This is a genomic window from Azotobacter chroococcum, assembly GCF_004339665.1.
Taxonomy (GTDB): Bacteria; Pseudomonadota; Gammaproteobacteria; order Pseudomonadales; family Pseudomonadaceae; genus Azotobacter; species Azotobacter chroococcum.
In genome coordinates, this window is sequence record NZ_SMMU01000004.1 from 189,357 (window position 1) to 214,592 (window position 25,236).

A 25,236-nucleotide genomic window follows, 5' to 3' on the forward strand; every position below is an offset into this window, starting at 1 on the left:
AAAACTGCCCGCAGCCACGCATCGATCTTGCAGGAGCGTCCATGAATCAAGCCGTAGCCAATCCGACCGGCGTCGACAGCCTTACCGCCCTGCTGCTGCCGCTGGCCGACCGTACCCTGCTGCTGCCCAACGTGGCAGTGGCCGAGATCATTCCCTACCGCGGCGTGCAGACCGCGCCCGACCTGCCGCCCTGGCTGCTCGGGCAGATCGGCTGGCGCGACCTGCGCCTGCCGCTGCTGTCCTTCGAGGCCGCCAGCGGCGGGCCGGCACCGCTTGGCGCGACGCCGCGGGTGGCGGTGTTCAATGCCCTCGGCGGGCGACCCCGGGTGAAGTTCCTGGCCCTGCTGTTGCAAGGCATTCCGCGCGCACTGAAGGTCGACGCCCGGCTGCCGCGCGCGGACGCTGCGCTGGCGCCGCTGGAGCGGGCGGCGGTGCAGCTGGAGGACGGTGTGGCGCGGATTCCCGACCTGCAGGCGCTGGAGCAAAAGCTGGCCGACGCCGGACTGATCTGAGAGCCTGTTCATGATCTGCTGCGCGTCGGCCATGCTGCGTTGAAATCGGGTTCGGAATGCTCATTTACCACTCGTAAACTCCGCTTCCTCACCCGATCTCGCCTTGCCTGGCCTTAGCTCGCTAGATCGTGAACAGGCTCTGGCACGGAAGCGCTCAGAAGTCTCCCCACAACTGCTGGGCCACGCTCAGCGCCGCCACCGGCGCGGTCTCGGTGCGCAGCACCCGCGGGCCGAGGCGGGCGGCCTGGTAGCTGGCGCGTTGCGCCGCCGCCACCTCCGCCTCGGACAGGCCGCCCTCGGGGCCGATCAGAAAGGCCAGCGAGACCGGCCGGGCATGGCGGGTCAAGGGTTCGGCGAAGGGATGCAGGACCAGTTTCAGCTCGGCCTCGGTGCGTGCCAGCCAGTCGCCGAGCAGCATGGGCGGATGGATCGACGGCAGCACCGAGCGGCCGCACTGCTCGCAGGCGCTGATGGCGATCTGCTGCCAGTGAGTCAGGCGCTTGTCGGCGCGCTCGTCCTTCAGACGCACCTCGCAGCGCTCGCTGACGATCGGGGTGATGTGCGCCACGCCCAGCTCGGTGGCCTTCTGGATCGCCCAGTCCATCCGCTCGCCGCGCGACAGGCCCTGGCCGAGGTGGATGCGCAGCGGCGATTCGGCCAGGCCGGCGAACTGTTCGCGCAGCTCGACCTGCACGCTCTTCTTGCCCACCTCGACCAGCTCGCCGACGAATTCCCGGCCGCTGCCGTCGAACAGCTGCACGGCATCGCCGGCGGCGAGCCTGAGCACACGGCCGATGTAGTGGGCCTGGGCTTCCGGCAGCTCAAGGCGGCCGAGGGACAGGGGAGCGTCGATGAAGAAACGGGACAGGCGCATGGGCAGGCTTCGAGAGGCGGAAAAAGCGCAAGCTTAACCGCTGGCCGTACGGCTGCAACCTGCCGTTTCGGATCGGGCCTTTGCCATTCCCGGCGGGTTGTACCCTACCCGGGATCGCGGAACTCGGCAGGTGCGCCGCTTGGCACGGCCACGCTGACCGCGCTGCGGGTGGCGAGGTCGATGCCCTCGGTCGCCACTTCGGCGAGAAAGTCGATCTCGTCCGGCGTGATGACGTAGGGCGGCAGGAAGTACACCACGCTGCCCAGCGGGCGCAGCAGGGCGCCGCGCGTCAGCGCATGCTGGTAGACGGCCAGGCCGCGGCGCTCCTGCCAGGGGTAGGGGGTCTTGCCCGCCTTGTCGGCGACCATCTCGATGGCCAAGGCCATGCCGGTCTGGCGCACCTCGGCGACGTGCGGGTGATCGGCGAGATGCGCGGTGGCCTGGGCCATGCGCGCGGCCAGCGGCTTGTTGCGCTCGATGACCTGGTCCTCTTCGAAGATGTCCAGGGTCGCCAGGGCGGCGGCGCAGGCCAGCGGGTTGCCGGTGTAGGTGTGCGAGTGCAGGAAGGCGCGCAGGGTGGCGTAGTCGGCGTAGAACGCCTGGTAGACGGTATCGGTGGTGAGCACCGCGGCCATCGGCAGGTAGCCGCCGGTGAGCGCCTTGGACAGCACCAGAAAATCCGGGGCGATGCCGGCCTGCTCGCAGGCGAACATGCTGCCGGTGCGGCCGAAGCCGACGGCGATCTCGTCGTGGATCAGGTGCACGCCGTAGCGGTCGCAGGCCTCGCGCAGGAGCTTGAGGTACACTGGGTGGTACATGCGCATGCCGCCGGCGCCCTGGATCAGCGGCTCGACGATCACCGCGGCGACCTCGCCGTGATGCTCGGCGAGAGTCTGCTCCATGTGGGCGAACATCGTCCGCGAATGCTCCTCCCAGCTCACCCCGTCCGGGCGCAGGTAGCAGTCCGGGCTCGGCACCTTGAGGGTGTCCAGCAACAGCGGCTTGTAGGTGTCGGTGAACAGCGCCACGTCGCCCACCGACATCGCCGCCACCGTCTCGCCGTGGTAGCTGTTGGTCAGGGTGACGAAGCGCTTCTTCTCCGCCCGGCCGCAGTTGCGCCAGTAGTGGAAGCTCATCTTCAGCGCCACCTCGATGCCCGAGGAGCCGTTGTCGGCGTAGAACACGCGATCCAGCCCGGCCGGGGTGACGGCCACCAGGCGCTCGGACAGCTCGATCACCGGCTGATGGCTGAAGCCGGCGAGCATCACGTGCTCCAGGCTTTCCAGCTGTGCCTTGATCCGCGCGTTGATCCGCGGATTGGCGTGGCCGAACACGTTGACCCACCAGGAGCTGACCGCATCCAGGTAGCGCTTGCCGTCGAAGTCCTCCAGCCAGACGCCCTCGCCTCGGCGGATCGGGATCAGCGGCAGGCGTTCGTGGTCCTTCATCTGGGTGCAGGGATGCCAGAGCACGGCGAGGTCGCGCTGCATCCAGTCGGCGTTGAGGCTCATGGGGCTCTCCGGGAAACGATCGGCGAGAGCCTAGCAGAGCTGCGCCGCGCTTTGTTGCCTGGCGTCGCCGATGGCTGGCTGCCGGCAGGGCGCTGGCGTATGCTCCGCGCCGCGTGCACGGGCTGTGCGACAACTCATTGATTCGGGGGCGAAAAGATGTTCCGGAGCTGGCTGCGGGTGTCCGCATTGGTCGGGATGGGGCTGTTCAGCGTGGTGGCGCTGGGCAAGGAGAAACAGCCGACGGCGCTGGTCGTCGGCGGCGGCCTGGCCGGCCTGGCCGCGGCCTGGGAGCTGCAGCGCGACGGCTGGCAGGTCACCCTGCTGGAGGCCCGCGGCAGCGCCGGCGGGCGTTCCGGCCTGGCCGGCGGCGAGTGGATCGGCAGCGCCAGGGTCCAGCCGCTGCTCAATGCCTACCTGACGCACTTCAAACTGAAGACCCAGCCGGCGCCCGAGGCGGTGCGCGGCTCCGGCTACCTGATCGACGGCAGCTATTTCAGCGCCGCCGAGCTGGCGCAGAAGCAGCCGGCCGTCGCCGACGGCCTGAAGCGCTACGAGCAGGCCCTCGACGAACTGGCGGCTTCCATCAAGGACCCGCTCAATCCGGCCTCCGACCGCAAGCTGTTCGCCCTCGACCAGGGCAATGCGGCGCGCTGGCTGGACGAGCTGAAGCTGCCGACCACCGCCCGCCAACTGGTCAACCAGCGCATCCGCTCGCACTACGACGAGCCGTCGCGCCTGTCGCTGCTCTACCTCGCCCAGCAGAGCCGAGTCTACCGCGGCGTCGACGCGGACGAGCTGCGCAGCGCCCGCCTGCCCGGTGGCAGCCCGGTGCTGGCGCAGGCCCTGGCCAAGGAGCTGAAGACGGTCAAGACCGGCGTGCGGGTATCGGCGATCAGCCAGGATCGCGCGGGGGTGACGATCAAGGCCGGGAGCGCCAGCTACAGCGCCGACTACCTGGTGCTGGCGGTGCCGCTGCGGGCCCTGGGGCAGATCCAGTTCACCCCGGCGCTGCCGGAGCGCCACCGCGGTGCGCTGAAGGGCACCAGCTACGGCTGGCGCGACCAGCTGCTGCTGAAGTTCAAGACGCCGGTGTGGGAGAGCAAGGCGCGCATGAGCGGCAACATCTACAGCAACCAGGGCCTCGGCATGCTGTGGATCGAGCCGGCGACCAAGGGCGGCGCCAACGTGCTGGTCAACCTGTCCGGCGACAACGCCCGCCTGCTGCAGGCCTTCGGCGACCGCCAGGTGGCCGACCAGCTGCTGATCCGCCTGCACGAGCACTATCCCAAGGCCCGCGGCGCCTACACCGGCTACGAGATCCGCCGCTACAGCGGCGACAGCGCCCTCGGCGGCGCCTACCTGGCCTACGGGCCGGGGCAGATCAGCCGCTACTGGCGGCTCTGGGAGCAGCCGCTGGAGCGCGTGGCCTTCGCCGGCGAGCACACCGATGCGCTCTATCCGGGGACCCTGGAAGGTGCCCTGCGCAGCGGCAAGCGCGCCGCCGAGCAGTTGCGCGAGCTGCGCGCCGGGCGGCCGGTGCCGGCGCCGCAGATCACCCGCCTGGACCAGCCGGCGGCCGCCCAGACCAAGGTTGCGCCCGTGGCGGAGCCACCGGCCGAGGGCGAGCGCAAGGAGGGCTTCTTCTCCCGGCTGACTCAGCTGTTCCGCTGACGGGCCTACCGGCGCGGTCGCCATGGCCGCGCCGGTACAATCGTTCGACTATCGAACGATTCGATCTTTTAAAGCGAAAAATTCCGCTTTAAATCGATAGATGAGCCGCTAGGCTGTGCACATCCCCAAGCCAAGGAATGTCGCACATGCAATGGCGCAACTCCCCCCTCCGTTTCGGCCTGGTCAGCATCCTGCTGCATTGGGCGGTGGCGCTGACGGTCTTCGGCCTGTTCGGCCTGGGCCTGTGGATGGGCGGTCTGGACTACTACAGCCCCTGGTACCGCAGCGCCCCGGACATCCACAAGAGCGTCGGCATCCTGCTGTTCCTGGTCATGCTGCTGCGCCTCGCCTGGCGCCTGGTCAGCCCGCCGCCGGCGGCCCTGCCCAGCCACGGCCCGCTGACCCGGCTGGGCAGCCGGGCCGGCCACGCCTTGCTCTACCTCGGCCTGTTCGCGCTGATGATCTCCGGCTACCTGATCTCCACTGCCGACGGCCGGCCGATCCCGGTGTTCGGCTGGTTCGAGGTGCCGGCGCTGCTCAGTGGCCTGCCCAACCAGGAAGACCTCGCCGGCGAGGTGCACGAGCTGCTCGCCTGGGGTCTGGTCGGACTCGCCGTCGTGCATGCCCTGGCTGCCCTGAAACACCATTTCATCGACCGTGACGCGACCCTGGCCCGCATGCTCGGCCGCGACATCCGCTAACCAAGGAGAATCCCATGCTCAAGAAGACACTCGCCGCCCTGGCGCTCGGTTCTGCCCTGCTCGGCGCCGGCCAGGCCATGGCCGCCAACTACCTGATCGACAAGGAAGGCCAGCACGCCTTCGTCAACTTCAAGATCAGCCACCTGGGCTACAGCTGGCTGTACGGCACCTTCCGCGACTTCGATGGCCACTTCAGCTTCGACGCCGCCCAGCCCGAGACGAGCAAGATTCAGGTGAACCTGAAGACTGCCAGCGTCGACTCCAACCATGCCGAGCGCGACAAGCACCTGCGCAGCCCGGATTTCCTCAACGTCGCCAAGCATCCGACCGCGACCTTCGAATCCACCCAGGTCAAGCCCAACGGCAATGGCAGCTTCGACATTCTCGGCAACCTGAGCCTCAATGGCGTGACCAAGCCGGTGGTGATCGCCGCCAGGTTCATCGGCGAGGGCAAGGACCCCTGGGGCGGCTACCGCGCCGGCTTCGAGGGCCGCACCAAGCTGAAGCTGAAGGACTTCGACATCCAGAAGGATCTCGGCCCGGCCTCCCAGGAGGTGGAACTGATCCTCTCGGTGGAGGGTGTGCGCCAGTAGGCGACCGCCCGCAAAAGCCGGCACGCAGCCGCAATGCCGCTCGCTCGCGAGGAGCGGCATTGCGCAGGCGCTCTCCCCATGCAAGGCCGGTCTGGCACCCTCGGCGCGTTTGCAGCAGAATGCCCGCGGCCTTCGAGGAGCGAGCCTTGCATCGACAAACCATCATCGCGCTGACGTCGGCCGCCGTTCTGGCGGTCATTGCCGGATGCGGTCCGGACGATTCCGCGTCCCGCGTCGTCACCGTCCTTTCGGACAAATGCTCGCTGGATGCGATCAACGGCAAGACGGACCCGCTGGTGCGCGTCAAGGCGGGAGTCGTGGAGTTCGGTGGTTGGGCGGTGGACAGCACCACCAACAGGGTTCCAGCAACACTTCAGGTATTCCTGAAGGATTCAGGCAGTTTTTCCTATTCCCTCGAAGCTCCCCACAGGATCGACCGCCCCGACGTGGCCGCCGCGTTCAAACAGGACGGCTTCCTGAAGTCCGGTTTCCTGTTCCAGGCCGACCTGTCCTCCCTCAAGCCGGGCGCCTATGCCCTGTCCCTGAAGATGCCGGACGACGGCCGCCTGGTCACCTGCTCGGTCAAGAAGAACATCGTCATCGATTGAGCCGTGAGTGGCTTGCCGACCGAAAAAAGCCGACGCGAACAGAGTGGATGAAAACCGGGCCGTTGCCCGTTTTCAGGATCTGCCAAGGACCCAAAAGCAAATGCCCCGAGCACGTCGGGGCGTTTGTTCAAGCCGCTGCAGCGTGTTTTCCACGGTCTGGCGAGGCCGGCTCTTTTGTGAACGGAGGAGGGCGGCGCCTCACTCCTCGCGGTTGCGCGTCAGCAGTGCCGGCTTCTCGCTGCGCGGGCGGCGTTCCGTCAGCTGGTCGAGTTGTTCCGCGGTGGGGAAGCGGTCGCTCTTCGACTCCTTGTGCAGGATCAGCGGCTGCCGCTCCGGCTTGCGCGGCGCTTCCTCGCGGGGCTGCTCGCTGCGGTAGGCTGGTACCGGAGCGCGGCGCGGCTGGCCCTGGCCGGAGCCCTGGCCCTGGCCCTGGCGCTTCGGAGGGCGCGGGCCCTGGCCCTGGTTCTGAGCCTGGCCGCGGTTGGCGCCGGCCGTCTGGCCGGGCGCGCCGGGACGGCGGCCGCGCTGCTGCTTGTTCTGGTAGGGGCTGACGTAGTCGGCGCGGTTGCCGAAGTTGTCGACCTCGTCGTCGAGGAACTCCTCGGGATCGCGATTCGGCGGCAGGCTGGGGACCGTCGCCTGGCGGGCGGGTTGTTCCTTGGCCTTCTGCGCCGGCCGGTTCGGCTGGCCGCCGGCCCTGGCCTGCTGGGGCCGCTCCTTGCCGCGGGCCTTCTCCTGGGTTTTCTCCCGGGGTTTTTCCTGCCCCTTGTCCTTGCCCTTGTCCTTGCGACCGGCGCTGCCGGCGTTGCGCGGCGGGTGCGGCTCGCGGACCTCGGGCTTCTCCGCCTCGACGGCGCTGATGTCGAAGCCCGCCCAGTCGCCCTGCGGGATGCTCTGGCGAGTCATGCGCTCGATCGACTTGAGCAGCTTCTCCTCGTCCGGCGCGACCAGCGAGATCGCCTCGCCGCTGCGCCCGGCGCGGCCGGTGCGGCCGATGCGGTGGACGTAGTCCTCCTCGACGTTGGGCAGTTCGAAGTTGACCACATGGGGCAGCTGGTCGATGTCCAGGCCGCGGGCGGCGATGTCGGTGGCCACCAGCAGGCGGATGGCACCGCTCTTGAAGTCGGCCAGGGCCTTGGTGCGGGCGTTCTGGCTCTTGTTGCCGTGGATCGCTGCAGCCGGCAGGCCGTGCTTGTCGAGGTATTCGGCGAGACGGTTGGCGCCGTGCTTGGTGCGGGTGAACACCAGCACCTGCTCCCAGGCGCCCTGGGTGACCAGGTGGGCGAGCAGGGCGCGCTTGTGGCTGGCCGGCAGACGGAAGGCGCGCTGCTCGATGCGTTCCACCGTGGTATTCGGCGGCGTCACCTCGATGCGTTCGGGATCGTGCAGCAGCTTGTTGGTGAGGTTGATGATGTCCTGGGAGAAGGTCGCCGAGAACAGCAGGTTCTGCCGCTTCGCTGGAAGCCGGGCGAGGACCTTCTTCACGTCGTGGATGAAGCCCATGTCGAGCATGCGGTCGGCTTCGTCGAGCACCAGGATCTCCACGTGGGAGAGGTCGACGCTACCCTGGCCGACCAGGTCGAGCAGGCGTCCGGGACAGGCCACCAGCACGTCGACGCCGCGGGACAGGGCCTGGACCTGCGGGTTCATGCCGACCCCGCCGAAGATGCAGGCGCTGACCAGTTTCAGGTCGCGGGCATAGAGCTTGAAGCTGTCGTGCACCTGGGCGGCCAGTTCGCGGGTCGGGGTCAGCACCAGCACGCGGGCCTGGCGCGGACCGTGGCGGTGTTCCTTGTCCGGGTGGCCACCGGGGAACAGTCGTTCGAGTACGGGAAGGGCGAAGCCGCCGGTCTTGCCGGTGCCGGTCTGGGCGGCAACCATCAGATCGCGGCCCTGCAACACGGCGGGGATGGCCCGCTGTTGCACGGGAGTGGGCTGGGCATAGCCGGCGGCCTCGACGGCGCGGACCAATGCCTCGGAGAGCCCGAGGGAAGCAAAGGACATGGGAAATCCTGTCTGGTTAGGGCGGGGCCCGAAGGTACGAACGTGCCGGGCGCGAATCACGCGAGAGGGCGTGACCCCGACCGGTCTTGCTGGGCCTGCGTGGGCCGAGCAGCCGGGCGCAAGCCTGGCGGAAGCTGGGAGTATATCAGAGCCGCGCGCTCGGGAAGTGTGCCCGCCGCCGCGCGGTGCGGCGACGGGCAGGCGCTTCAGCGCGGCAGTCCGAGGTTGTTCCAGATCGCCAGGCTGGGTTCGGCCTGGTTCAGGGTGTAGAAGTGCAGGCCCGGCGCGCCGCCGGCGAGGAGTTTCTCGCACATCTCGGTCACCACCTGCTCGCCGAAGGCCTGGATGCTCTCCAGGTCGTCGCCGTAGGCCTCCAGCTGCTTGCGCACCCAGCGCGGCAGTTCGGCGCCGCAGGCGTCGGAGAAGCGCGCCAGCTTGCTGTAGTTGGTGATCGGCATGATGCCCGGGACGATCGGCTGTTCCACACCGAGCTTGCGCACGCGCTCGACGAAGTGGAAGTAGCTGTCGGCGTTGAAGAAGTACTGGGTGATCGCACTGTTCGCCCCGGCCTGCATCTTGGCGGCGAAGTGGCGGAGGTCGTCCTCGAAGTTGCGCGCCTGGGGGTGCATCTCCGGGTAGGCGGCGACCTCGATGTGAAAGTGCTCGCCGGTTTCCGCGCGGATGAACGCGACCAGGTCGCTGGCGTGGCGCAGCTCGCCGCTGGCCATGCCCATGCCCGAGGGCAGGTCGCCGCGCAGGGCGACGATGCGGCGGATGCCGGCGTCCTGGTAGGTGTTCAGCAGGCTGCGCAGTTCGGCCTTGCTGTCGCCGACGCAGGACAGGTGCGGTGCGGTCGGCACCTTCACCTCGCCGTCCAGCTGCAGCACGGTGTTGAGGGTACGGTCGCGGGTCGAGCCGCCGGCGCCGTAGGTGCAGGAGAAGAAATCGGGGTCGTAGCCGGCCAGCTGGCGGGCCACGGTCATCAGTTTTTCGTGCCCGGCCTCGGTCTTGGTCGGGAAGAACTCGAAGCTGTAGCGGCGTTCCTGGGACATTTGCGGATTCCTTGGGCGTAGGGTGGAAAACGGCCGCAGGCCTTTTCCACCGTGTGCTACCGGTGGTGGAAAACCGCTGCGCGGGTTTTCCACCCTACATGGTGGCGGCGCCTCCCTTGTAGGAGCGAATTCATTCGCGACCTGCCGTGCGGCAGCAAGAGTGTCGCGGATGAATCCGCTCCTACAGCATGGCGCTCGCTATCAGTAGCGATAGCTGTCCGGCTTGAACGGGCCTTCCACGTTGACGCCGATGTACTCGGCCTGCTGGCCGGTCAGGCGGGTGATCACGCCGCCGAAGCCCTTGACCATCTCCAGCGCCACTTCCTCGTCGAGCTTCTTCGGCAGCACCTCTACGGAGAGGCGCGCGGCCTTCCCGGCCGCCGGCAGGTCGGCGAAGCGCTCGCCGTACAGGTGGATCTGCGCCAGCACCTGGTTGGCGAAGGAGCCGTCCATGATCCGGCTCGGGTGGCCGGTGGCGTTGCCCAGGTTCACCAGGCGGCCCTCGGCGAGCAGGATCAGGTAGTCGTCGTTGTGCGGATCGAAGCTGCCGGCGCCGGCGCCGGTGCGGTGGATCTTGTGCACCTGCGGCTTGACCTCTTCCCAGGCCCAGTTACGGCGCATGAAGGCGGTGTCGATCTCGCTGTCGAAGTGGCCGATATTGCACACCACGGCGCGCTTCTTCAGCGCTTTCAGCATGTTGGCGTCGCACACGGCGACGTTGCCGGTGGTGGTGACGATCAGGTCGATCCTGCCCAGCAGCGCGCGGTCGATGCTGGCCTCGCTGCCGTCGTTCTCGCCATTGAGGTACGGGGAAACCACCTCGAAGCCGTCCATGCAGGCCTGCATGGCGCAGATCGGGTCGATTTCCGAGACCTTGACGATCATGCCTTCCTGGCGCAGCGACTGCGCCGAGCCCTTGCCCACGTCGCCGTAGCCGATCACCAGCGCCTGCTTGCCGGACAGCAGGTGGTCGGTGCCGCGCTTGATGGCGTCGCTCAGGCTGTGGCGGCAGCCGTACTTGTTGTCGTTCTTGCTCTTGGTCACCGAGTCGTTGACGTTGATCGCCGGGACCTTGAGGGTGCCGGCCTTGAGCATGTCGAGCAGGCGGTGCACGCCGGTGGTGGTCTCCTCGGTGATGCCGTGGATCTTCTCCAGCATCTGCGGATACTTCTGGTGCAGGATGGCGGTCAGGTCGCCGCCGTCGTCGAGCACCATGTTGGCGTCCCACGGCTGGCCGTCCTTGAGGAGGGTCTGCTCGATGCACCACTCGTACTCTTCTTCCGTTTCGCCCTTCCAGGCGAACACCGGGATGCCGGCGGCGGCGATGGCGGCGGCGGCCTGGTCCTGGGTGGAGAAAATGTTGCAGCTCGACCAGCGCACTTCCGCCCCCAGGGCGATCAGGGTCTCGATCAGCACCGCGGTCTGGATGGTCATGTGGATGCAGCCGAGGATCTTCGCGCCTTTCAGCGGCTGCTCGGCGGCATACTTGCGACGCAGGCCCATCAGCGCCGGCATTTCGGATTCGGCGATGATGATTTCCTTGCGGCCCCAGTCGGCCAGGGCAATGTCGGCGACCTTGTAGTCGGTGAAAGCGGCAGGCGTCATGACAGCGCTCATGCAGAGTCTCCATTCGTAATGTGCGAATGGGCGCCGTTGATGCGTTCGGAAAACGCCCCTTCCGAGCCTGACAAGCCGATGGCCGGCCTGCTGCAGCGCCCCTCGGAAGGGTGGCGGGAACGGCCGAAGCGGAGTCGGCCGCGAAAAGTCCGTCCGATTATAGCCGCCTGCGCCGGCAAACCCCAAGGGGGCGCGGGTCATGGCAATGGTCGGCGCGGCGGGGGATAATCGCTGCCCTTTGCCAGCAACCCCCGAACGAGTCATGACTTTCAAGCCGATTCTGCTGGGCGTGGTCGCCCTGGCCCTGGTCGCCTGCAATGGCGTCGATCCCGACTCGCCGCTCGGCAAGCGCCAGGCGCTCTTCAAGCAGATGCTCAAGACCAGCGAGGACCTCGGCGGCATGCTGCGCGGCCGGCTGGGCTTCGACGAGCAGCGCTTCGCCGCCGGTGCGGCGCGTCTCGACGAGCTGTCGCACCAGCCCTGGCAGCACTTCCCGCAGGTCAGGGAAGAGGACAGCAGCGCCCGCGACGAGGTCTGGCAGCGCCAGGAGCGCTTCCGCCAGCTGGCCGGCGACCTGGAGCAGAGCACCGCGGCGCTGGTCGCGGCGACCGCGGTCCGGCCGCTGGAGCCCAAGGCCCTGGCGCCGCACGTGCAGCGCGTGGAGGATGCCTGCGAGGCCTGTCACCGGGAGTTCCGCGCCTACTGAGGGTGCCTGGGGAAAACGTGCCCGGTGGATAAGGCTGTGCCGTTATCCACCCTGCGGCTCGGCCCGACATCGTAGGCTGGAAAACCGCGCAGCGTTTTCCAGCGCATCGATCTAGAAGCCCTCGACACCCGCCGCCTGCAGCCGCTGCCGCAGCGCCTGCACCTCGGGATGGCCGAAGAAGGCCTGCAGCCGGCGGGCGCGGCCGGGACCGACGCCCGGCTCGCGCTGCCACTGCTCCAGGCTGCGCCCGGCCAGCGCGTCCCAGGCGGACGGCAGCGTCGCCCCGCCGGCCGGCGGCAGGCCGAGGGCCTTCAGCCAGACGGGGAAGGGCCGTTGCCGCGCCGTGCGGAAACGCTCGGCCAGCAGGCCGGCGCTGCGCTCGCCGAAGCCGGGCAGATCGGCCAGTCGCGCCTCGTCCAGCTCCAGCCAGCCGAGCAGGTCGTCGAGCTGGCGATTCTCCAGCAGGGCTTCCCAGGTGCCGCGGCCGATTCCGCCGAGGGCCAGGCCGTGCCGGCCGCCCAGCCAGTCGAGACGGGCGAGGAACTGCTCCTCGCAGCCCGCCGTCGGCCGCCAGCAGCTCAGCGCGTGATGGGCGGCCGGATCGGGCGCCGCCAGCGCCGGGCGTTCGGCGGCGCGCCAGACCACGCTGTCGACCTGCGGAATGCTCAGCCCGGCCAGGCGGATCGCCAGCTGGTCGCCGGGACGGATGTCCAGTTCCTGCCAGCGGCGCAGCGAGCCGAGGGCGACCCGGCGGATCTGCCGGTCGTCCAGGCGCACCGGCTGCAGCTCCACGACCGGGGTGATGCGCCCGCTGCGGCCGATGCGAAAGCGCACCGCCCGCACCTCGGCCAGCGCCTGGGCGAACGGGTATTTCCAGGCCACCGCCCAGTGCGGCGGCTCGGCCTGCCAGCGCTCGCCCGGCGGACGCCGGCCCTGGCGCAGCACCACGCCGTCGCTGGCGAAGGGCAGCGGCGCGCGATACCAGCGCTCGCGCCACTGCCGCGCCGCGGCGAAGTCCGTCACCGGCTGGCTGTAGCGGCGCGCGTCGGCGAAGCCGAGCCGCTCCAGCTTCTCCAGCCGCTCGGTCATTTCCGCCGGGCCGTTCGGCCAGTCCCAGACGAACAGGCCGATCCCGGCGGCCTCCGTGTCGTCCAGCGTCTGGCGCGCCAGCAGGCCGGCGACCCGGCTTCGCGCGCCCCGGCCGCCGGCCGCGGCCTGCACGTGGCCGGTCTGCCGCCAGTAGAGCTCGCCCTGCAGGATCAGCCGGCGCCGCTCCGCGATGTCCTGCGGCACGGCGGGCAGGCGTTTCGCGTGGGCGGTCCAGTCCTGGCCATGCCGGCCGTCGCCACGGCTGATGGCGCGCTGCAGGCGGCCGTCCCGGTATTCCAGGCTGACCGCCACGCCGTCGACCTTGGGCTGGATCCAGAGGTCCTCGCGGCTGGCCATCCAGTCCCGCACGGCCGCCTCGTCGAGCTTGGCGAGGCCGGTGTGCGGCAGCGGGTGGGGCAGAGGACCGGCGCTGCCGGCGAGCGGTTCGGGCGATGCGCCGGCCTGTGCGGGGAAGCACTGGCGCCAGAGGGCAAGGCGGGCGCGGGCCTGGTCGTAGAGCTCGTCCGCCACCGGGCTGCGGCCGTCACGGTGGTAGGCATCGTCCCACTGGCGCAGGCGCTCGGTAAGCGCCGCCAGCTCGGTGCCGGCGCGGGAGTCCGGCCAGTCGGGGCAGGGCCCAGCGAGGGCGGGGAGGGCGAACAGGCAGACAACGGAAAGGGCGATCCGGCGGGGCATCGAGGCATCCTTGCTCGGTAGTGGACGATCGCCGCCGCGGCCCGGGGGCGGCGGCGGGCGGAGCGGCCCAGTCTAGGCGGTGGGGGCCTGCGCCCGAAGGCACGGCTGCCCAAGTCTTGACGGGCATCACGGGCGGAATGTCCGCTCCGACAATCGCCGCTGTTGTCGTACAACGGCGAGGGGTATGATGGGCTCCCGGACCGCAACCGATACCGAGCATCGAGATGAGCAACGACAGCACATTGCCGCGCCCGCGGCGCAAGAGCCGCAGCCTTGCCCAGGACCTGGTGGCCGAGCTGACCCGGCAGATCCGCGAGGGACAGATCAAGCGCGGCGAGAAGTTGCCCACCGAGTCGGAAATCATGGAGGCCCACGGGGTCAGCCGCACCGTGGTGCGCGAGGCCATCTCGCGCCTGCAGGCCTCCGGCACGGTCGAGACCCGCCACGGCATCGGCACCTTCGTGCTGGACACATCGAGCCCCAGCGGCTTTCGCATCGACCCGGCGACCATCGTCACCCTGCGCGACGTGATGGCCATCCTCGAGCTGCGCGTCAGCCTCGAGGTGGAATGCGCCGGCCTGGCCGCGCGCCGGCGCAGCGCCGAGCAGTTGGCTGCCATGCGCGCGGCGCTGGACACCTTCAACCGTGCCAGCCAGGCCAGCGATGCGGTCGCCAGCGACTTTCAGTTCCACCTGCAGATCGCCCTGGCCACCGGCAATCGCTATTTCACCGACATCATGACCCACTTCGGCACCAGCATCATTCCGCGCACCCGCCTGGACTCGGCGCACATCGCCCATGCCGACCAGCAGCAGTACCACGCGCGGCTGAGGCGCGAGCACGAGGAGATCTACGAGGCCATCGCCCGCCAGGACGCCGACGCGGCCCGCGCCGCCATGCGCCTGCACCTGACCAACAGCCGCGAACGCCTGCGCCAGGCCCACGAAGAGGCCGAGTCCCGGCAGGCCGGCTCCACCACGCCGGTCTGATCCGCGTTCCGGCGCCCGGATCGCGGCCCGTGCCGGGCGGCGTCCTTCGCCATCCTCCGCTTGTTGTATGGCTTCGGCGAGGCCCTCGGTCTGGGCGCCTGCGCGTTGGGCCGCGCCAGATCGGCTGAGCGCGATGGCGGGGCCGTCAGCCGCAAGGCCTTTTCTTGTCCGCTCTTGCGGTGCTTGGCGGCGCTCAACGGTCGTTCGGGCTTTCCCCGGTTCCATCGCCGAGCGCCCGGACGGAAACCGGCGAGGCGAGTGAAAGCCTTCCTCATCATGCGATGACATATTTCCGCACCTGGCCGCCGGCCGCTTCGGCAGCGGCTTTCCCGCTGCGCATGGCGGAAATCCTTGGCGACGACCTGCAGTGCCGCGCGAGCCCGCCCCCGGTCTGATAGACATGGCCGGCGCGCTCACGGCATCTCTTATGAAAAGATATGATGACTGCTTGTCGGGTTCGAGAGGCTGGGTTGTTCCGGAAAATAGCCGCAGATACTCAATAAGCTAATGATTTATAAATAAATTTATCAATAAATAGTGATTTATCCGTTTTTCGGGAGGCGTTGCCAGGCGCTGGATACGCTGGAAAAGGCACGGAGAGGGGCTAGTTTTTACGGAAGTCATACGATAACTTATTTCCAAGCCCGGTCGCCGACCGGTGACTTCCACCTCACCACGCAGGGTGCTCGACCAATGACTCCACAAGAACTCAAGTCCATCCTCTCCTCCGGGCTGCTGTCCTTCCCGGTCACCGATTTCGACGCCGCCGGCAACTTCAACGCCGAGTCCTACGCCCGCCGCCTGGAGTGGCTGGCCCCCTACGGCGCCAGTGCGCTGTTCGCCGCCGGCGGCACCGGCGAGTTCTTCTCGCTGGACATCCATGAGTACCCGCAGATCATCAAGACCGCGGTCGACACCTGCGCCGGCAGCGTGCCGATCCTCGCCGGCGTCGGCGGCCCGACCCGCCAGGCCATCCACATGGCTCAGGAGGCCGAGCGCCTGGGCGCCAAGGGCCTGCTGATCCTCCCGCACTATCTGACCGAAGCCAGCCAGGAGGGCGTCGCCGCCCACGTCGAGGCGATCTGCAAGTCGGTGAAGATCGGCGTGGTGGTCTACAACCGCAACGTCTGCCGGCTGACCCCGAGCCTGCTGGAGCAGCTCGCCGAGCGCTGCCCGAACCTGATCGGCTACAAGGACGGCCTGGGCGACATCGAGCTGATGGTCTCGGTGCGCCGCCGCCTGGGCGAGCGCTTCACCTATCTGGGCGGCCTGCCGACCGCCGAAGTCTTCGCCGCGGCCTACAAGGCCCTCGGCGTGCCGGTCTACTCCTCGGCGGTGTTCAACTTCATCCCGCGCACTGCGATGGAGTTCTACAAGGCGATCGCCGCCGACGATCACGTCACCGTCGGCAAGATCATCGACGACTTCTTCCTGCCGCTGCTGGAGATCCGCAACCGCCGCGCCGGTTACGCGGTGAGCATGGTCAAGGCCGGGGCGAAGATCGTCGGCCACGACGCAGGCCCGGTGCGCGCGCCGCTGACCGACCTGCTGCCCGACGAGTACGAGCGCCTCGCCGCGCTGATCAGGAAGCTCGGCCCGCAGTAAGCCCAGCGCGCCCCCGGAGCGGCTTCGTCTCCGGGGGTGCCGCTTCGCCCGGCCGTCCACACAACAACAAACAATTCGTGGAACCCAACGCCATGCAAGCCATCAAGCAAACCCGCGTGCGTTACCTGATCCTGCTGATGCTGTTCCTGGTGACGACGATCAACTATGCCGACCGCGCCACCATTTCCATCGCCGGATCCAGCATGCAGAAGGATCTCGGCTTCGACGCCGTGACCCTCGGCTACATCTTCTCCGCCTTCGGCTGGGCCTACGTTCTGGGGCAGATCCCCGGCGGCTGGCTGCTCGACCGCTTCGGCTCCAAGCGCGTCTATGCGGTGAGCATCTTCACCTGGTCGCTGTTCACCCTGCTGCAGGGCTTCGTCGGCGGCATGCCGGTGGCCTGGGCGGTGACCACCATGTTCATGCTGCGCTTTCTGGTCGGCTTCGCCGAGGCGCCGTCGTTCCCCGGCAACGCGCGCATCGTCGCCGCCTGGTTCCCCACCGCCGAGCGCGGCACGGCCTCGGCGGTGTTCAACTCCGCACAGTATTTCGCCACCGCACTGTTCGCTCCGCTAATGGGCTGGATCGTCCACAAGTTCGGCTGGGAGCACGTGTTCGTCATGATGGGCGTGCTTGGCATCGTCTTCTCCGGGATCTGGCTGAAGACCATCTACAACCCCAAGGAACACCCGCGCATCAACCGCGCCGAGCTGGAGCACATCGAACAGAACGGCGGCCTGGTCGACATGGACAATGCCCGCAAGTCGGGCGGGCAGGGGATGCGCTGGGACTACATCCGCCAGTTGCTGACCAACCGCATGCTGGTCGGCGTCTACCTCGGCCAGTACTGCATCACCGGCATCACCTATTTCTTCCTCACCTGGTTCCCGGTGTACCTGGTGCAGGAGCGTGGCATGTCGATCCTGAAGGCCGGTTTCATCGCCTCGCTGCCGGCCATTTTCGGCTTCATCGGCGGTCTGCTCGGCGGGGTGCTCTCCGACTGGCTGCTGCGCCGCGGCCATTCGCTGACCCTGGCGCGCAAGCTGCCGATCGTCACCGGCCTGCTGCTCTCCACCAGCATGGTGTTCTGCAACTATGTCCAGGCGGAGTGGATGGTGGTCGGCTTCATGACCCTGGCCTTCTTCGGCAAAGGCCTCGGCGCGCTGGGCTGGGCGGTGGTGGCGGACACCTCGCCGAAGCAGATCGCCGGCCTGTCGGGCGGCCTGTTCAACACCTTCGGCAACATCGCCTCGATCACCACGCCGATCGTCATCGGCTACATCATCAGCGCCACCGGCTCGTTCAAGTGGGCGCTGGTGTACGTCGGCGCCAACGCGCTGGTGGCGGTGTTCAGCTACCTGGTGATCGTCGGCCGCATCCAGCGCGTCGAACTCAAGGACGGTCCGACCCAGGGCGGCTCCGCCCGCAACGAAGAGGCCCCGGCCAGTCCGCTCGGTCCCCAGGGCAGCGCGGCGTCCGCCTGAAATCCGTACGAGGGTAGTGTCATGTTGATCGAACATCAGGATTCGCCGCGCTACATCCGCCTGCATGCGGACGACAACGTCGGCGTGGTGGTCAACGACCAGGGCGTGGCAGCCGGCAGCCGCTTCACCGACGGTCTCACGGCCATCGAGCACATCCCGCAGAGCCACAAGGTGGCGCTGGCGGACCTCGCCGAAGGGGCCGAGGTGGTGCGCTACGGCCAGGTCATCGGCTACGCCCTGCAGCCGATTCCCCGCGGCAGCTGGGTGACCGAGACGCACCTGCGCATGCCGGAGCCGCCGGCGCTCGACAACCTGCCGCGGGCGACCCAGGCCGCCGCGCCGGTCGAGCCTCTGGAGGGCTACACCTTCGAGGGCTTCCGCAACCCCGACGGCAGCGTCGGCACGCGCAACCTGCTCGGCGTCAGCACCACCGTGCAGTGCGTGGCCGGGGTGCTCGAGCACTGCGTCGAGCGGGCGCGCAAGGAGCTGCTGCCGAAATACCCCAACGTCGACGACGTGATCGCCCTGACCCACAGCTACGGCTGTGGTGTGGCGATCAACGCGCCGGACGCGGTGATCCCGATCCGCACCCTGTTCAACCTTGCCCGCAACCCCAACCTCGGCGGCCAGGCGCTGGTCATCGGCCTGGGCTGCGAAAAGCTGCAGCCGGTCCAGCTGATGCCGGGCGATGCGCTGACCAGCGGGATGAGCGAGCAGCAGTGGCTGTACCGCCTGCAGGAGTCGGGCAACGGCTTCGCCGGGATGGTCGAGCAGATCCTCGGCCTGATCGAGGCGCGTCTCAAGGTGCTCGACGCGCGGCGCCGCGAGACCTGTTCGGCCTCCGAGCTGGTGGTCGGCATGCAGTGCGGCGGCAGCGACGCCTTCTCCGGGATCACCGCCAACCCGGCGCTGGGCGTCGCTGCGGACCTCCTGGTGCGCGCCGGCGCCACCGTGATGTTCTCGGAGAACACCGAGGTGCGCGACGGCATCCACCTGCTCACCCCGCGCGCCGCGACCCCGGAAGTGGCCGATGCGCTGATCCGCGAGATGGACTGGTACGACCGCTACCTGGAGCGGGGGATGGCCGACCGCAGCGCCAACACCACCCCCGGCAACAAGAAGGGCGGGCTGAACAACATCGTCGAGAAGGCCATGGGCTCGATCGCCAAGTCCGGCTCCAGCCCCATCGTCGGCGTGGTCGCGCCGGGCGAGAAGGTCAGGGGCAGGGGCCTGCAGTTCTGCGCCACTCCGGCCAGCGACTTCATCTGCGGCACCCTGCAGCTGGCCGCCGGGATGAACCTGCACATCTTCACCACCGGCCGCGGTACCCCCTACGGCCTGGCGATGGTGCCGGTGATCAAGGTGGCCACCCGCACCGAGCTGGCCGAGCGCTGGCCGGACCTGATCGACGTGGACGCCGGGCAGGTGACCTCGGGACGGCTGTCGCTGGAGGAGCTGGGCTGGGAGATCTTCCAGCTCTACCTCGACGTGGCCAGCGGCCGCCAGCGGACCTGGGCCGAGCGCCATCGCCTGCACAACGATCTGGTGCTGTTCAATCCGGCGCCGGTAACCTGAGGCCCGTCTCCCGAACCCAGCTGAGGAATTTTCGATGAAGGGACTGAAAGTGCTGCAGGTCGGCGCCCTGAGCGAGCGCTTCAACCGGCGCATGGCCGAGGAATACGGCGCCGAGCCGTACTGGAAGCAGACCAACGGCCCGGCCTTCCTCGCCGAGCGCGGCGCCGAGTTCGAGGTGCTGGTCACCTCGGCGCGCTTCGGCTGCACGGCGGCGATGCTCGCGGCGTTGCCCAACCTGCGCGCCATCTGCAGCTTCGGCGTCGGCTACGACGCGATCCCGCTGGAGCCGGTGCGCCGGCGCGGCATCCCGCTCAGCAACACGCCGGACGTGCTCAACGAGTGCGTCGCCGACCTGGCCATGGGTCTTCTGATCGACGGCGCGCGGCGGATCGCCGAGGCCGACCGCTTCGTTCGCGCCGGCAACTGGCGGGTCGGCAACTTCCCGCTGGCCACCCGGGTCAGCGGCAAGCGCCTGGGCATCGTCGGCCTGGGCCGCATCGGCCAGGCGCTGGCGCGGCGCTCCAGCGGCTTCGACATGCAGGTGCGCTACCACAACCGCCGGCCGCTGGCCGGCTGCCCCTACGGCTACGCGGCTTCCCTGGTGGAGCTGGCGCAGTGGGCCGACTTCCTGGTGCTGACCTGCCCGGGGGGACCTTCGACCCATCATCTGGTGAATGCCGAAGTGCTCGCGGCGCTGGGTCCGAAGGGCCTCTTGGTCAACGTGGCGCGCGGCTCGGTGGTCGACGAGGCGGCGCTGGTCGCCGCGCTCGCCGAAGGCCGGCTCGGCGCCGCCGCCCTCGACGTCTTCGAGCGCGAGCCGCAGGTGCCGGCGGCGCTGCTGGACATGCCCAACGTGGTGCTGCTGCCGCACGTCGGCAGCGGCACCGAGGAAACCCGCCTGCAGATGGAGGAGCTGGTCATCGCCAACCTGCAGGCGTTCATCGACAAGGGAGAGCTGCTGACCCCGGTCTGACGCCTCTCCCTGCCGGTTATGGCGCCGCTTTGGGCGGCGGCGCCATAAGGCGCGGCGCTGCCACAAGCGGCGCGGCGCGACCCTCGCACATTTTCTGGTTCTTGCAGTAGGGCGCACCACGAGTGCGCCTTTTTTATGGTGCTCCGCGGGAGCGGAAGAGGGCGAAGGCCTTGCCGCCTCGAGGGATGCACCAGGAAGGAAATGACCGGCGGCTCGCCGGTGACCACCCGTTTTTCCATCCGCTCGAGAGAACAACATGGACAAGAATCTACCGCCTGATTTCATTGAAAAAATAAGAGACATAGTCGGCGCAGGGGGGCTGCTCGAAGACGGCGAACAGATGCGCAGTTATCTGACCGACTGGCGCAATGCCTTTCGCGGCAAGGCTGCCCTGGTCGTGCGGCCCGCCACGACCGAGGAGGTCGCTGCGGTCGTCCGGCTGTGCCATGCGGCGGAGGTTTCCCTGGTCCCGCAAGGCGGCAATACCGGTCTGTGCGGCGGTTCCATGCCGGACGATTCCGGCAGGCAGGTGGTGCTGTCGCTGACCCGCATGGCCCGCATCCGTGAAGTGGATCCGGCCAACGCGACCGTCACCGTCGAGGCGGGCGTCGTCCTGCAGCGGCTGCAGGAGGCCGCTGCCGAGGCCGGGCGCCTGTTCCCCCTGTCGCTGGGCGCCGAAGGCAGCTGCACGGTAGGAGGGAATCTTGCGACCAATGCCGGCGGCACGGCGGTCCTGCGCTACGGCAACATGCGCGACCTGGTTCTGGGGCTGGAAGTGGTCCTGCCGGACGGCACCGTCTGGAACGGCTTGCGCAGCCTGCGCAAGGACAATACCGGTTACGACCTCAAGCACCTGTTCATCGGCTCCGAGGGCACGCTCGGCGTCATCACCGCGGCCGTGCTCAAGCTGTTCCCGGCGTTGCGCAGCCAGGCCACCGCCTGGGTCGCGCTGCCGTCTACGGAGGCCGCACTGGCGCTGATCGGCATCATGCGCGACCTGGGCGGCGACCGCTTGACCGGCTTCGAGATGATGTCCCGGCAAAGCGTCGAGTTCGTGCTGCGGCACGTCGCCGGCTGTACGGACCCTTTCGCGCAGACCCATCCCTGGTACGTCTTGATCGAGCTCGGCGACACCCTGCCCGATGCCGCCCTGGGCGATATCCTGGAAACCGCGCTCGGCGAGGCTTTCGAGCAGGGGCTGGTGCTGGATGCGGCGATCGCCACCAGCGAGGCCCGGGTAGCCGCGCTGTGGCATCTGCGCGAGGGCATTTCCGAGGCGCAGAACCATGAGGGGCCGAGCCTCAAGCACGACATCAGCGTTCCGGTCAGCAGCATCCCCGCCTTCATCGAACGGGCCGATGCGGCCCTGCAGGAGGGGTTTCCCGGTGTCCGCATCGTCTGTTACGGCCATGTCGGCGACGGCAACCTGCATTACAACATCAGCAAGCCGGTCGGTGCCGAGGATGCCTCGTTCAAGGCCTGCGCCGAAGCCATCATGCACGCCGTCTATGAAGTGGTGGCGGCCTTCAATGGCAGCATCAGTGCCGAACATGGACTGGGACAATCCAAGCATCATGCTGCAGCGCTCTACAAGGATGCGCTGGAGCTGAGCCTGATGAAATCCATCAAGCAGCTTCTCGATCCCAAGGGGTTGATGAATCCAGGCAAGATCTTCGTTTCCTGAGTCGGCCGTCGTTAGCGCCCGGGACGATTGCGCCTTCCGGCACTACAGGCGCGTCGGCAACCTGTACCTGTTGCGTCGGCAGAGGCGCAGCCGGCCGGTTCGCGGCTCCGAAACGAACAGCGGCGCCCAGGGCGCCGCTGTTCGTTTCCGGGTGCCGTATTCAGGCGGTTTTGGTCACCTTGCGGGCGGTGGAGCGGAAGTCGAACAGGCCGGCCGACGAGGTGCTCAGGTGGAACAGGCCGTAGGCCACGACCGGCAGGAAGCAGGCTCCCGTCACCATGAAGGAGGTCGCCGCACCGAAGGCGTCGATCGCCGCGCCCTGGACCATCGGCATCAGCGCGCCGCCCAGCAGCGTCATGACCAGCCCGCCCGCGGCGAACTTCGCATCCTCGCCCAGTCCCATCAGCGCGATGCCGTAGATGGTCGGGAACATCAGCGAGAGGCAGGCGGAAACCGCCACCAGCGCCCAGACGCCGGAAAGGTCGGGGTTGAGGGCGGCATAGAAGCTCAGACCCGTGGCCGCGGCCCCGAGCAGCGCCAGCAGCATGGAGGGGCGGACATAGCCCATCGCCCAGGTCGCCACGAAGCGCGCGACGAGGAAGACGATCATGCTGTATTGCAGGTAGTAGCCGGCCTCGGTGTGGCTGGCGCCGGTGGCCTGCTGCGCGTACTGGATGGTGAAGGTCCAGGTGCAGGTCTGCGCCGCGATGTAGAAGAACAGCGCCACGACGCCCCAGCGGTAATGCGCGTTGCGCATCAGCCGCCGGAAGGTGGCGGCGAACCCGCCGTTGAGCGGTTCTACCGCTTCCTTCGCTTTCTCCTGGGCCGGCATGCGGGTCAGGGCGATGCCGATCCAGATCGCCAGCAGGACGAAGGCGAAGCCGACGTAGGGCAGCATGACCGCCTGCAGTTCGCTGGAGCGGATGGCGAGCAGGTCCGCCTGGCTCATTGCCGCCCGCTCGGCGGAGCTGGCGGAGTGCAGGTTCGGCAGGATCAGGGTGGCCGCGAGCAGGACGCCGATGTTGGTCCCGACCGGGTTGAAGGCCTGCGCGAGGTTCAGCCGGCGGGTCGCGTTGCCTTCGGGCCCCATCGAGATGACGAAGGGGTTCGCCGAGGTTTCCAGGATCGCCAGCCCGCCGGCCAAGGTGAACAGCGCCAGCAGGAACAGGCCGTAGGTCATCGCCAGGCTGGCGGGGTAGAAGAGCAGCGCTCCGCAGATGGCCAGGCCCAGGCCGACCAGCACGCCGGTCTTGTAGGAGTAGCGTTGGTTGATGAAGGCGGCCGGCAGGGCCAGCAGGAAATACGCCCCGTAGTAGGCGAACTGGACCAGCGAGGCCTGCAGGGTACTCATGCTGAAGACCGTGCTGAAGACCTGCACGAGCGGGTCGGTCATGGTCCCGACCACGCCCCAGGCGGCGAAGCAGCAGACCAGCAGGATGAAGGGCAGGAGCTTGTCCCGGTGTACGAATTCTCGACGTGTCGGCATGTCTGCGTCTCCAGAAATTCAATTCTTGTGAATTATTGTGTTGAAGTGCCGTTGTCCGCCCCTTCCCTGGACAGGAAATATCCGGTGGATGGCTATCGGATTGCTGGGAAAAATGCTTGCTGAAACGATTCATGTCAATGATTTTTTCATATTTGCCGAGAGTTCTGGATCAGTGGGCCATGGGCTGGGTTTCTGAAGATTTCCTGAAAAAGGCTTCCCGATCTGGTGAAATACGCCCATTTCGTCAGGGGAACGGCCAATCAGGCGGTCGTCTTCGCGGGCGCCGCGACCTCGCCATGGGGCGCATGAATCTGGAGGGGGCGTTTTGAACTACCACGGGATTGCTGCTGTTTTGCGCAGTCAGGCGCTTGGCCGGGAAGCATCGAGGTCGAGTCGGCACTTTCCGCGAAGCTGGAGGAGGCGCGCAGATTGAACGGCATGACGATCGTTCCCGAAGGGGTGGGGCATGATGGCGTGGGCGGCCTGCGCGGCTCGAATCTGCGCGGCGTGCGGGCGCACAACGAACGCCTGGTGCTGTCGCTGCTGCGCAGCCGTGGCGAGATGACCAAGGCCGAGCTCACCCGGCTGACCGGGCTCTCGGCGCAGACGGTTTCCGTGATCATGCGCGCGCTGGAGGACGATGGGCTGATCTGTCGCGGCCAGCCGCTGCGCGGCCGGATCGGCCAGCCGTCGGTGCCGCTCGGGCTGGCGCGGGAGGGGGCGTTCAGCCTCGGCCTGAAGGTCGGCCATCGCAGCCTCGACCTGGTGCTGGTGGACTTCCTCGGCGGCATCCGCTCGCGGGTGACCGAACGCCATCACTACCCGACGCCCGACGCGGTGGTGCGTTTCGCGAACTCCGCGGTCGCCGACATTCTCAGCCAGATCGGCGCCGAAGAGCGCGCCCGGATCGCCGGACTGGGGATCGCCATGCCGTTCCAGATCTGGGACTGGTGGCGCACCCTGGGCGTTCCGGAGGAAGCGCTGATCGGCTGGCGCGAGCGCAATATCGGCGCCGAGATCGGCGCGGCGACCGGCTTTCCGGTCTACGTGCAGAACGACGCCACGGCCGCCTGCGGCGCGGAGCTGCTCTTCGGGCACGGGCGCACGCCGCGGGACTTCCTGTATTTCTATGTCGGGTATTTCATCGGTGGCGGGATCGTCCTGAACGGCAGTCTGGTGCCCGGGCGAACCGGCAATGCCGGGGCGATCGGCTCCATGCTGGTGCCGGACGGGCGGGGCGGACAGGCCGTGCTGCTCGACATCGCCTCGCTGTCGGTGCTGGAGCGGACGCTGGGCGCCGCGGACGAGGTGGCCGACCGGCTGTGGGACACACCCTCGGAATGGCATTTCCCGCAGGCCCTGGTCGAGGCCTGGGCCGACGAGGCGGCGCGCGCGATCGCCGCCGCGTCCGCGGCGGCGGCAGCGGTCTACGACTTCGAGGCCTGCCTCGTCGATGGCTGGATGCCCGTCCGCATCCGGACCTTGCTGGTGGAGAGGGTGCAGGCCCATCTGGCGGAAATCCCGGCCAGCGGCATCCGCCTGCCGCTGATCGAGGCGGGCACGATCGGTGCCCATGCCCGCTCGCTCGGCGCGGCGAGCCTGCCGCTGTCGGCCCGTTTCCTGCTCGACCTGCAGGCCTTCGCCTCCGCCGGGGCCGGCTGACGCCCGAAGCGTCCCGCCCCCGGTAGCCCATTCCAGTCCCCTACCGCGCTGTTCGCACGCCCTGGCGTGCGCGTCGAAGGCTTGCCTTGGATTAATAATTCATTCATCGTGAATTAGTCGGCCGTGGCCGAATCAATCCATCAA

Annotated in this window: 20 protein-coding genes, 1 pseudogene and 1 riboswitch; of the genes and pseudogenes, 13 read left to right on the forward strand and 8 right to left on the reverse strand. The window is 68.3% G+C overall.

The features are described from left to right. The first annotated feature begins 41 nt into the window (after positions 1–41). Positions 42–512 (forward strand): chemotaxis protein CheW, encoded by a 471-nt coding sequence (locus tag EV691_RS06130; RefSeq protein ID WP_131300838.1) that lies wholly within the window; start codon positions 42–44, stop codon positions 510–512. 154 nt (positions 513–666) lie between these two features. Here EV691_RS06130 and EV691_RS06135 read toward each other — a convergent pair whose 3' ends face one another. Together EV691_RS06135 and EV691_RS06140 are read right to left on the reverse strand one after the other, a co-directional pair. Beyond that, positions 667–1,386, reverse strand: coding sequence for a 16S rRNA (uracil(1498)-N(3))-methyltransferase (locus EV691_RS06135; protein WP_131300840.1), 720 nt, complete (start codon positions 1,384–1,386; stop codon positions 667–669). 104 nt (positions 1,387–1,490) lie between these two features. Further along, positions 1,491–2,897 carry an adenosylmethionine--8-amino-7-oxononanoate transaminase gene (locus EV691_RS06140; RefSeq protein ID WP_131300842.1) on the reverse strand — a complete coding sequence of 469 codons (1,407 nt, stop codon included), beginning with the start codon at positions 2,895–2,897 and terminating at the stop codon, positions 1,491–1,493. Positions 2,898–3,053: 156 nt separating this feature from the next. Here EV691_RS06140 and EV691_RS06145 point away from each other — a divergent pair. The 4 genes and pseudogenes from EV691_RS06145 to EV691_RS06160 all read left to right on the forward strand — a co-directional run. After that, positions 3,054–4,550: pseudogene (locus tag EV691_RS06145) on the forward strand (flavin monoamine oxidase family protein); the annotation flags it as partial. Between the two features lie 164 nt (positions 4,551–4,714). After that, positions 4,715–5,269 (forward strand): cytochrome b, encoded by a 555-nt coding sequence (locus EV691_RS06150; RefSeq protein WP_131300844.1) that lies wholly within the window; start codon positions 4,715–4,717, stop codon positions 5,267–5,269. A 14-nt stretch (positions 5,270–5,283) separates the two neighbouring features. Next, positions 5,284–5,862: a YceI family protein gene (locus EV691_RS06155; protein WP_131300845.1), complete on the forward strand. Its 579-nt coding sequence runs from the start codon at positions 5,284–5,286 to the stop codon at positions 5,860–5,862. A 146-nt stretch (positions 5,863–6,008) separates the two neighbouring features. Then, on the forward strand, positions 6,009–6,470 hold the full coding sequence (locus EV691_RS06160; RefSeq protein WP_131300847.1) for a hypothetical protein: 462 nt from the start codon (positions 6,009–6,011) through the stop codon (positions 6,468–6,470). Between the two features lie 198 nt (positions 6,471–6,668). Here the strand turns inward: EV691_RS06160 and rhlE2 are convergent, their stop codons facing one another. From rhlE2 to ahcY, 3 genes are all read right to left on the reverse strand, one after another. Continuing rightward, a complete protein-coding gene (rhlE2, locus tag EV691_RS06165) occupies positions 6,669–8,474 on the reverse strand; it encodes an RNA helicase RhlE2 (protein ID WP_131300849.1) in 1,806 nt (601 codons plus the stop codon). 206 nt (positions 8,475–8,680) lie between these two features. Further along, positions 8,681–9,526, reverse strand: coding sequence for a methylenetetrahydrofolate reductase [NAD(P)H] (gene metF / locus EV691_RS06170; protein WP_131300851.1), 846 nt, complete (start codon positions 9,524–9,526; stop codon positions 8,681–8,683). Positions 9,527–9,727: 201 nt separating this feature from the next. After that, the gene (gene ahcY, locus EV691_RS06180; protein ID WP_131300854.1) at positions 9,728–11,143 is read right to left on the reverse strand and encodes an adenosylhomocysteinase; all 1,416 of its coding nucleotides are present in this window, start codon (positions 11,141–11,143) and stop codon (positions 9,728–9,730) included. Between the two features lie 21 nt (positions 11,144–11,164). Then, positions 11,165–11,253, reverse strand: a riboswitch (S-adenosyl-L-homocysteine riboswitch). 152 nt (positions 11,254–11,405) lie between these two features. Between ahcY and EV691_RS06185 the strand changes: the two genes are divergently transcribed. Beyond that, complete coding sequence (locus EV691_RS06185) at positions 11,406–11,849, forward strand: c-type cytochrome (RefSeq protein WP_207390263.1); 444 nt, start codon at positions 11,406–11,408, stop codon at positions 11,847–11,849. Between the two features lie 111 nt (positions 11,850–11,960). Here EV691_RS06185 and ligB read toward each other — a convergent pair whose 3' ends face one another. After that, complete coding sequence (ligB, locus tag EV691_RS06190; protein ID WP_131300856.1) at positions 11,961–13,634, reverse strand: NAD-dependent DNA ligase LigB; 1,674 nt, start codon at positions 13,632–13,634, stop codon at positions 11,961–11,963. Between the two features lie 224 nt (positions 13,635–13,858). Here ligB and EV691_RS06195 point away from each other — a divergent pair, with 224 nt between their 5' ends. From EV691_RS06195 to EV691_RS06220, 6 genes are all read left to right on the forward strand, one after another. Further along, positions 13,859–14,623, forward strand: a complete 765-nt coding sequence (locus EV691_RS06195; RefSeq protein ID WP_131300858.1) for a FadR/GntR family transcriptional regulator — start codon at positions 13,859–13,861, stop codon at positions 14,621–14,623. A 693-nt stretch (positions 14,624–15,316) separates the two neighbouring features. Next, positions 15,317–16,228, forward strand: a complete 912-nt coding sequence (gene kdgD / locus EV691_RS06200; protein WP_131300860.1) for a 5-dehydro-4-deoxyglucarate dehydratase — start codon at positions 15,317–15,319, stop codon at positions 16,226–16,228. A gap of 92 nt (positions 16,229–16,320) precedes the next feature. Then, positions 16,321–17,712, forward strand: a complete 1,392-nt coding sequence (locus EV691_RS06205; protein ID WP_131300862.1) for an MFS transporter — start codon at positions 16,321–16,323, stop codon at positions 17,710–17,712. 21 nt (positions 17,713–17,733) lie between these two features. Continuing rightward, on the forward strand, positions 17,734–19,287 hold the full coding sequence (gene garD, locus EV691_RS06210) for a galactarate dehydratase (protein WP_131300864.1): 1,554 nt from the start codon (positions 17,734–17,736) through the stop codon (positions 19,285–19,287). 34 nt (positions 19,288–19,321) lie between these two features. Then, positions 19,322–20,260: a 2-hydroxyacid dehydrogenase gene (locus tag EV691_RS06215; protein WP_131300866.1), complete on the forward strand. Its 939-nt coding sequence runs from the start codon at positions 19,322–19,324 to the stop codon at positions 20,258–20,260. Between the two features lie 340 nt (positions 20,261–20,600). Then, entirely contained in the window at positions 20,601–21,944 is a 1,344-nt protein-coding gene (locus EV691_RS06220; RefSeq protein ID WP_377802448.1) for an FAD-binding oxidoreductase, read from the forward strand. A 160-nt stretch (positions 21,945–22,104) separates the two neighbouring features. Here EV691_RS06220 and fucP read toward each other — a convergent pair whose 3' ends face one another. Continuing rightward, the gene (gene fucP / locus EV691_RS06225) at positions 22,105–23,430 is read right to left on the reverse strand and encodes an L-fucose:H+ symporter permease (RefSeq protein WP_131300869.1); all 1,326 of its coding nucleotides are present in this window, start codon (positions 23,428–23,430) and stop codon (positions 22,105–22,107) included. Positions 23,431–23,690: 260 nt separating this feature from the next. Further along, the gene (locus EV691_RS06230) at positions 23,691–23,870 is read right to left on the reverse strand and encodes a hypothetical protein (protein ID WP_131300871.1); all 180 of its coding nucleotides are present in this window, start codon (positions 23,868–23,870) and stop codon (positions 23,691–23,693) included. Here EV691_RS06230 and EV691_RS06235 point away from each other — a divergent pair. Continuing rightward, the gene (locus EV691_RS06235) at positions 23,869–25,092 is read left to right on the forward strand and encodes an ROK family transcriptional regulator (protein WP_131300873.1); all 1,224 of its coding nucleotides are present in this window, start codon (positions 23,869–23,871) and stop codon (positions 25,090–25,092) included. The two genes, EV691_RS06230 and EV691_RS06235, sit on opposite strands and share 2 nt — an antisense overlap. Positions 25,093–25,236: the final 144 nt, after the last annotated feature.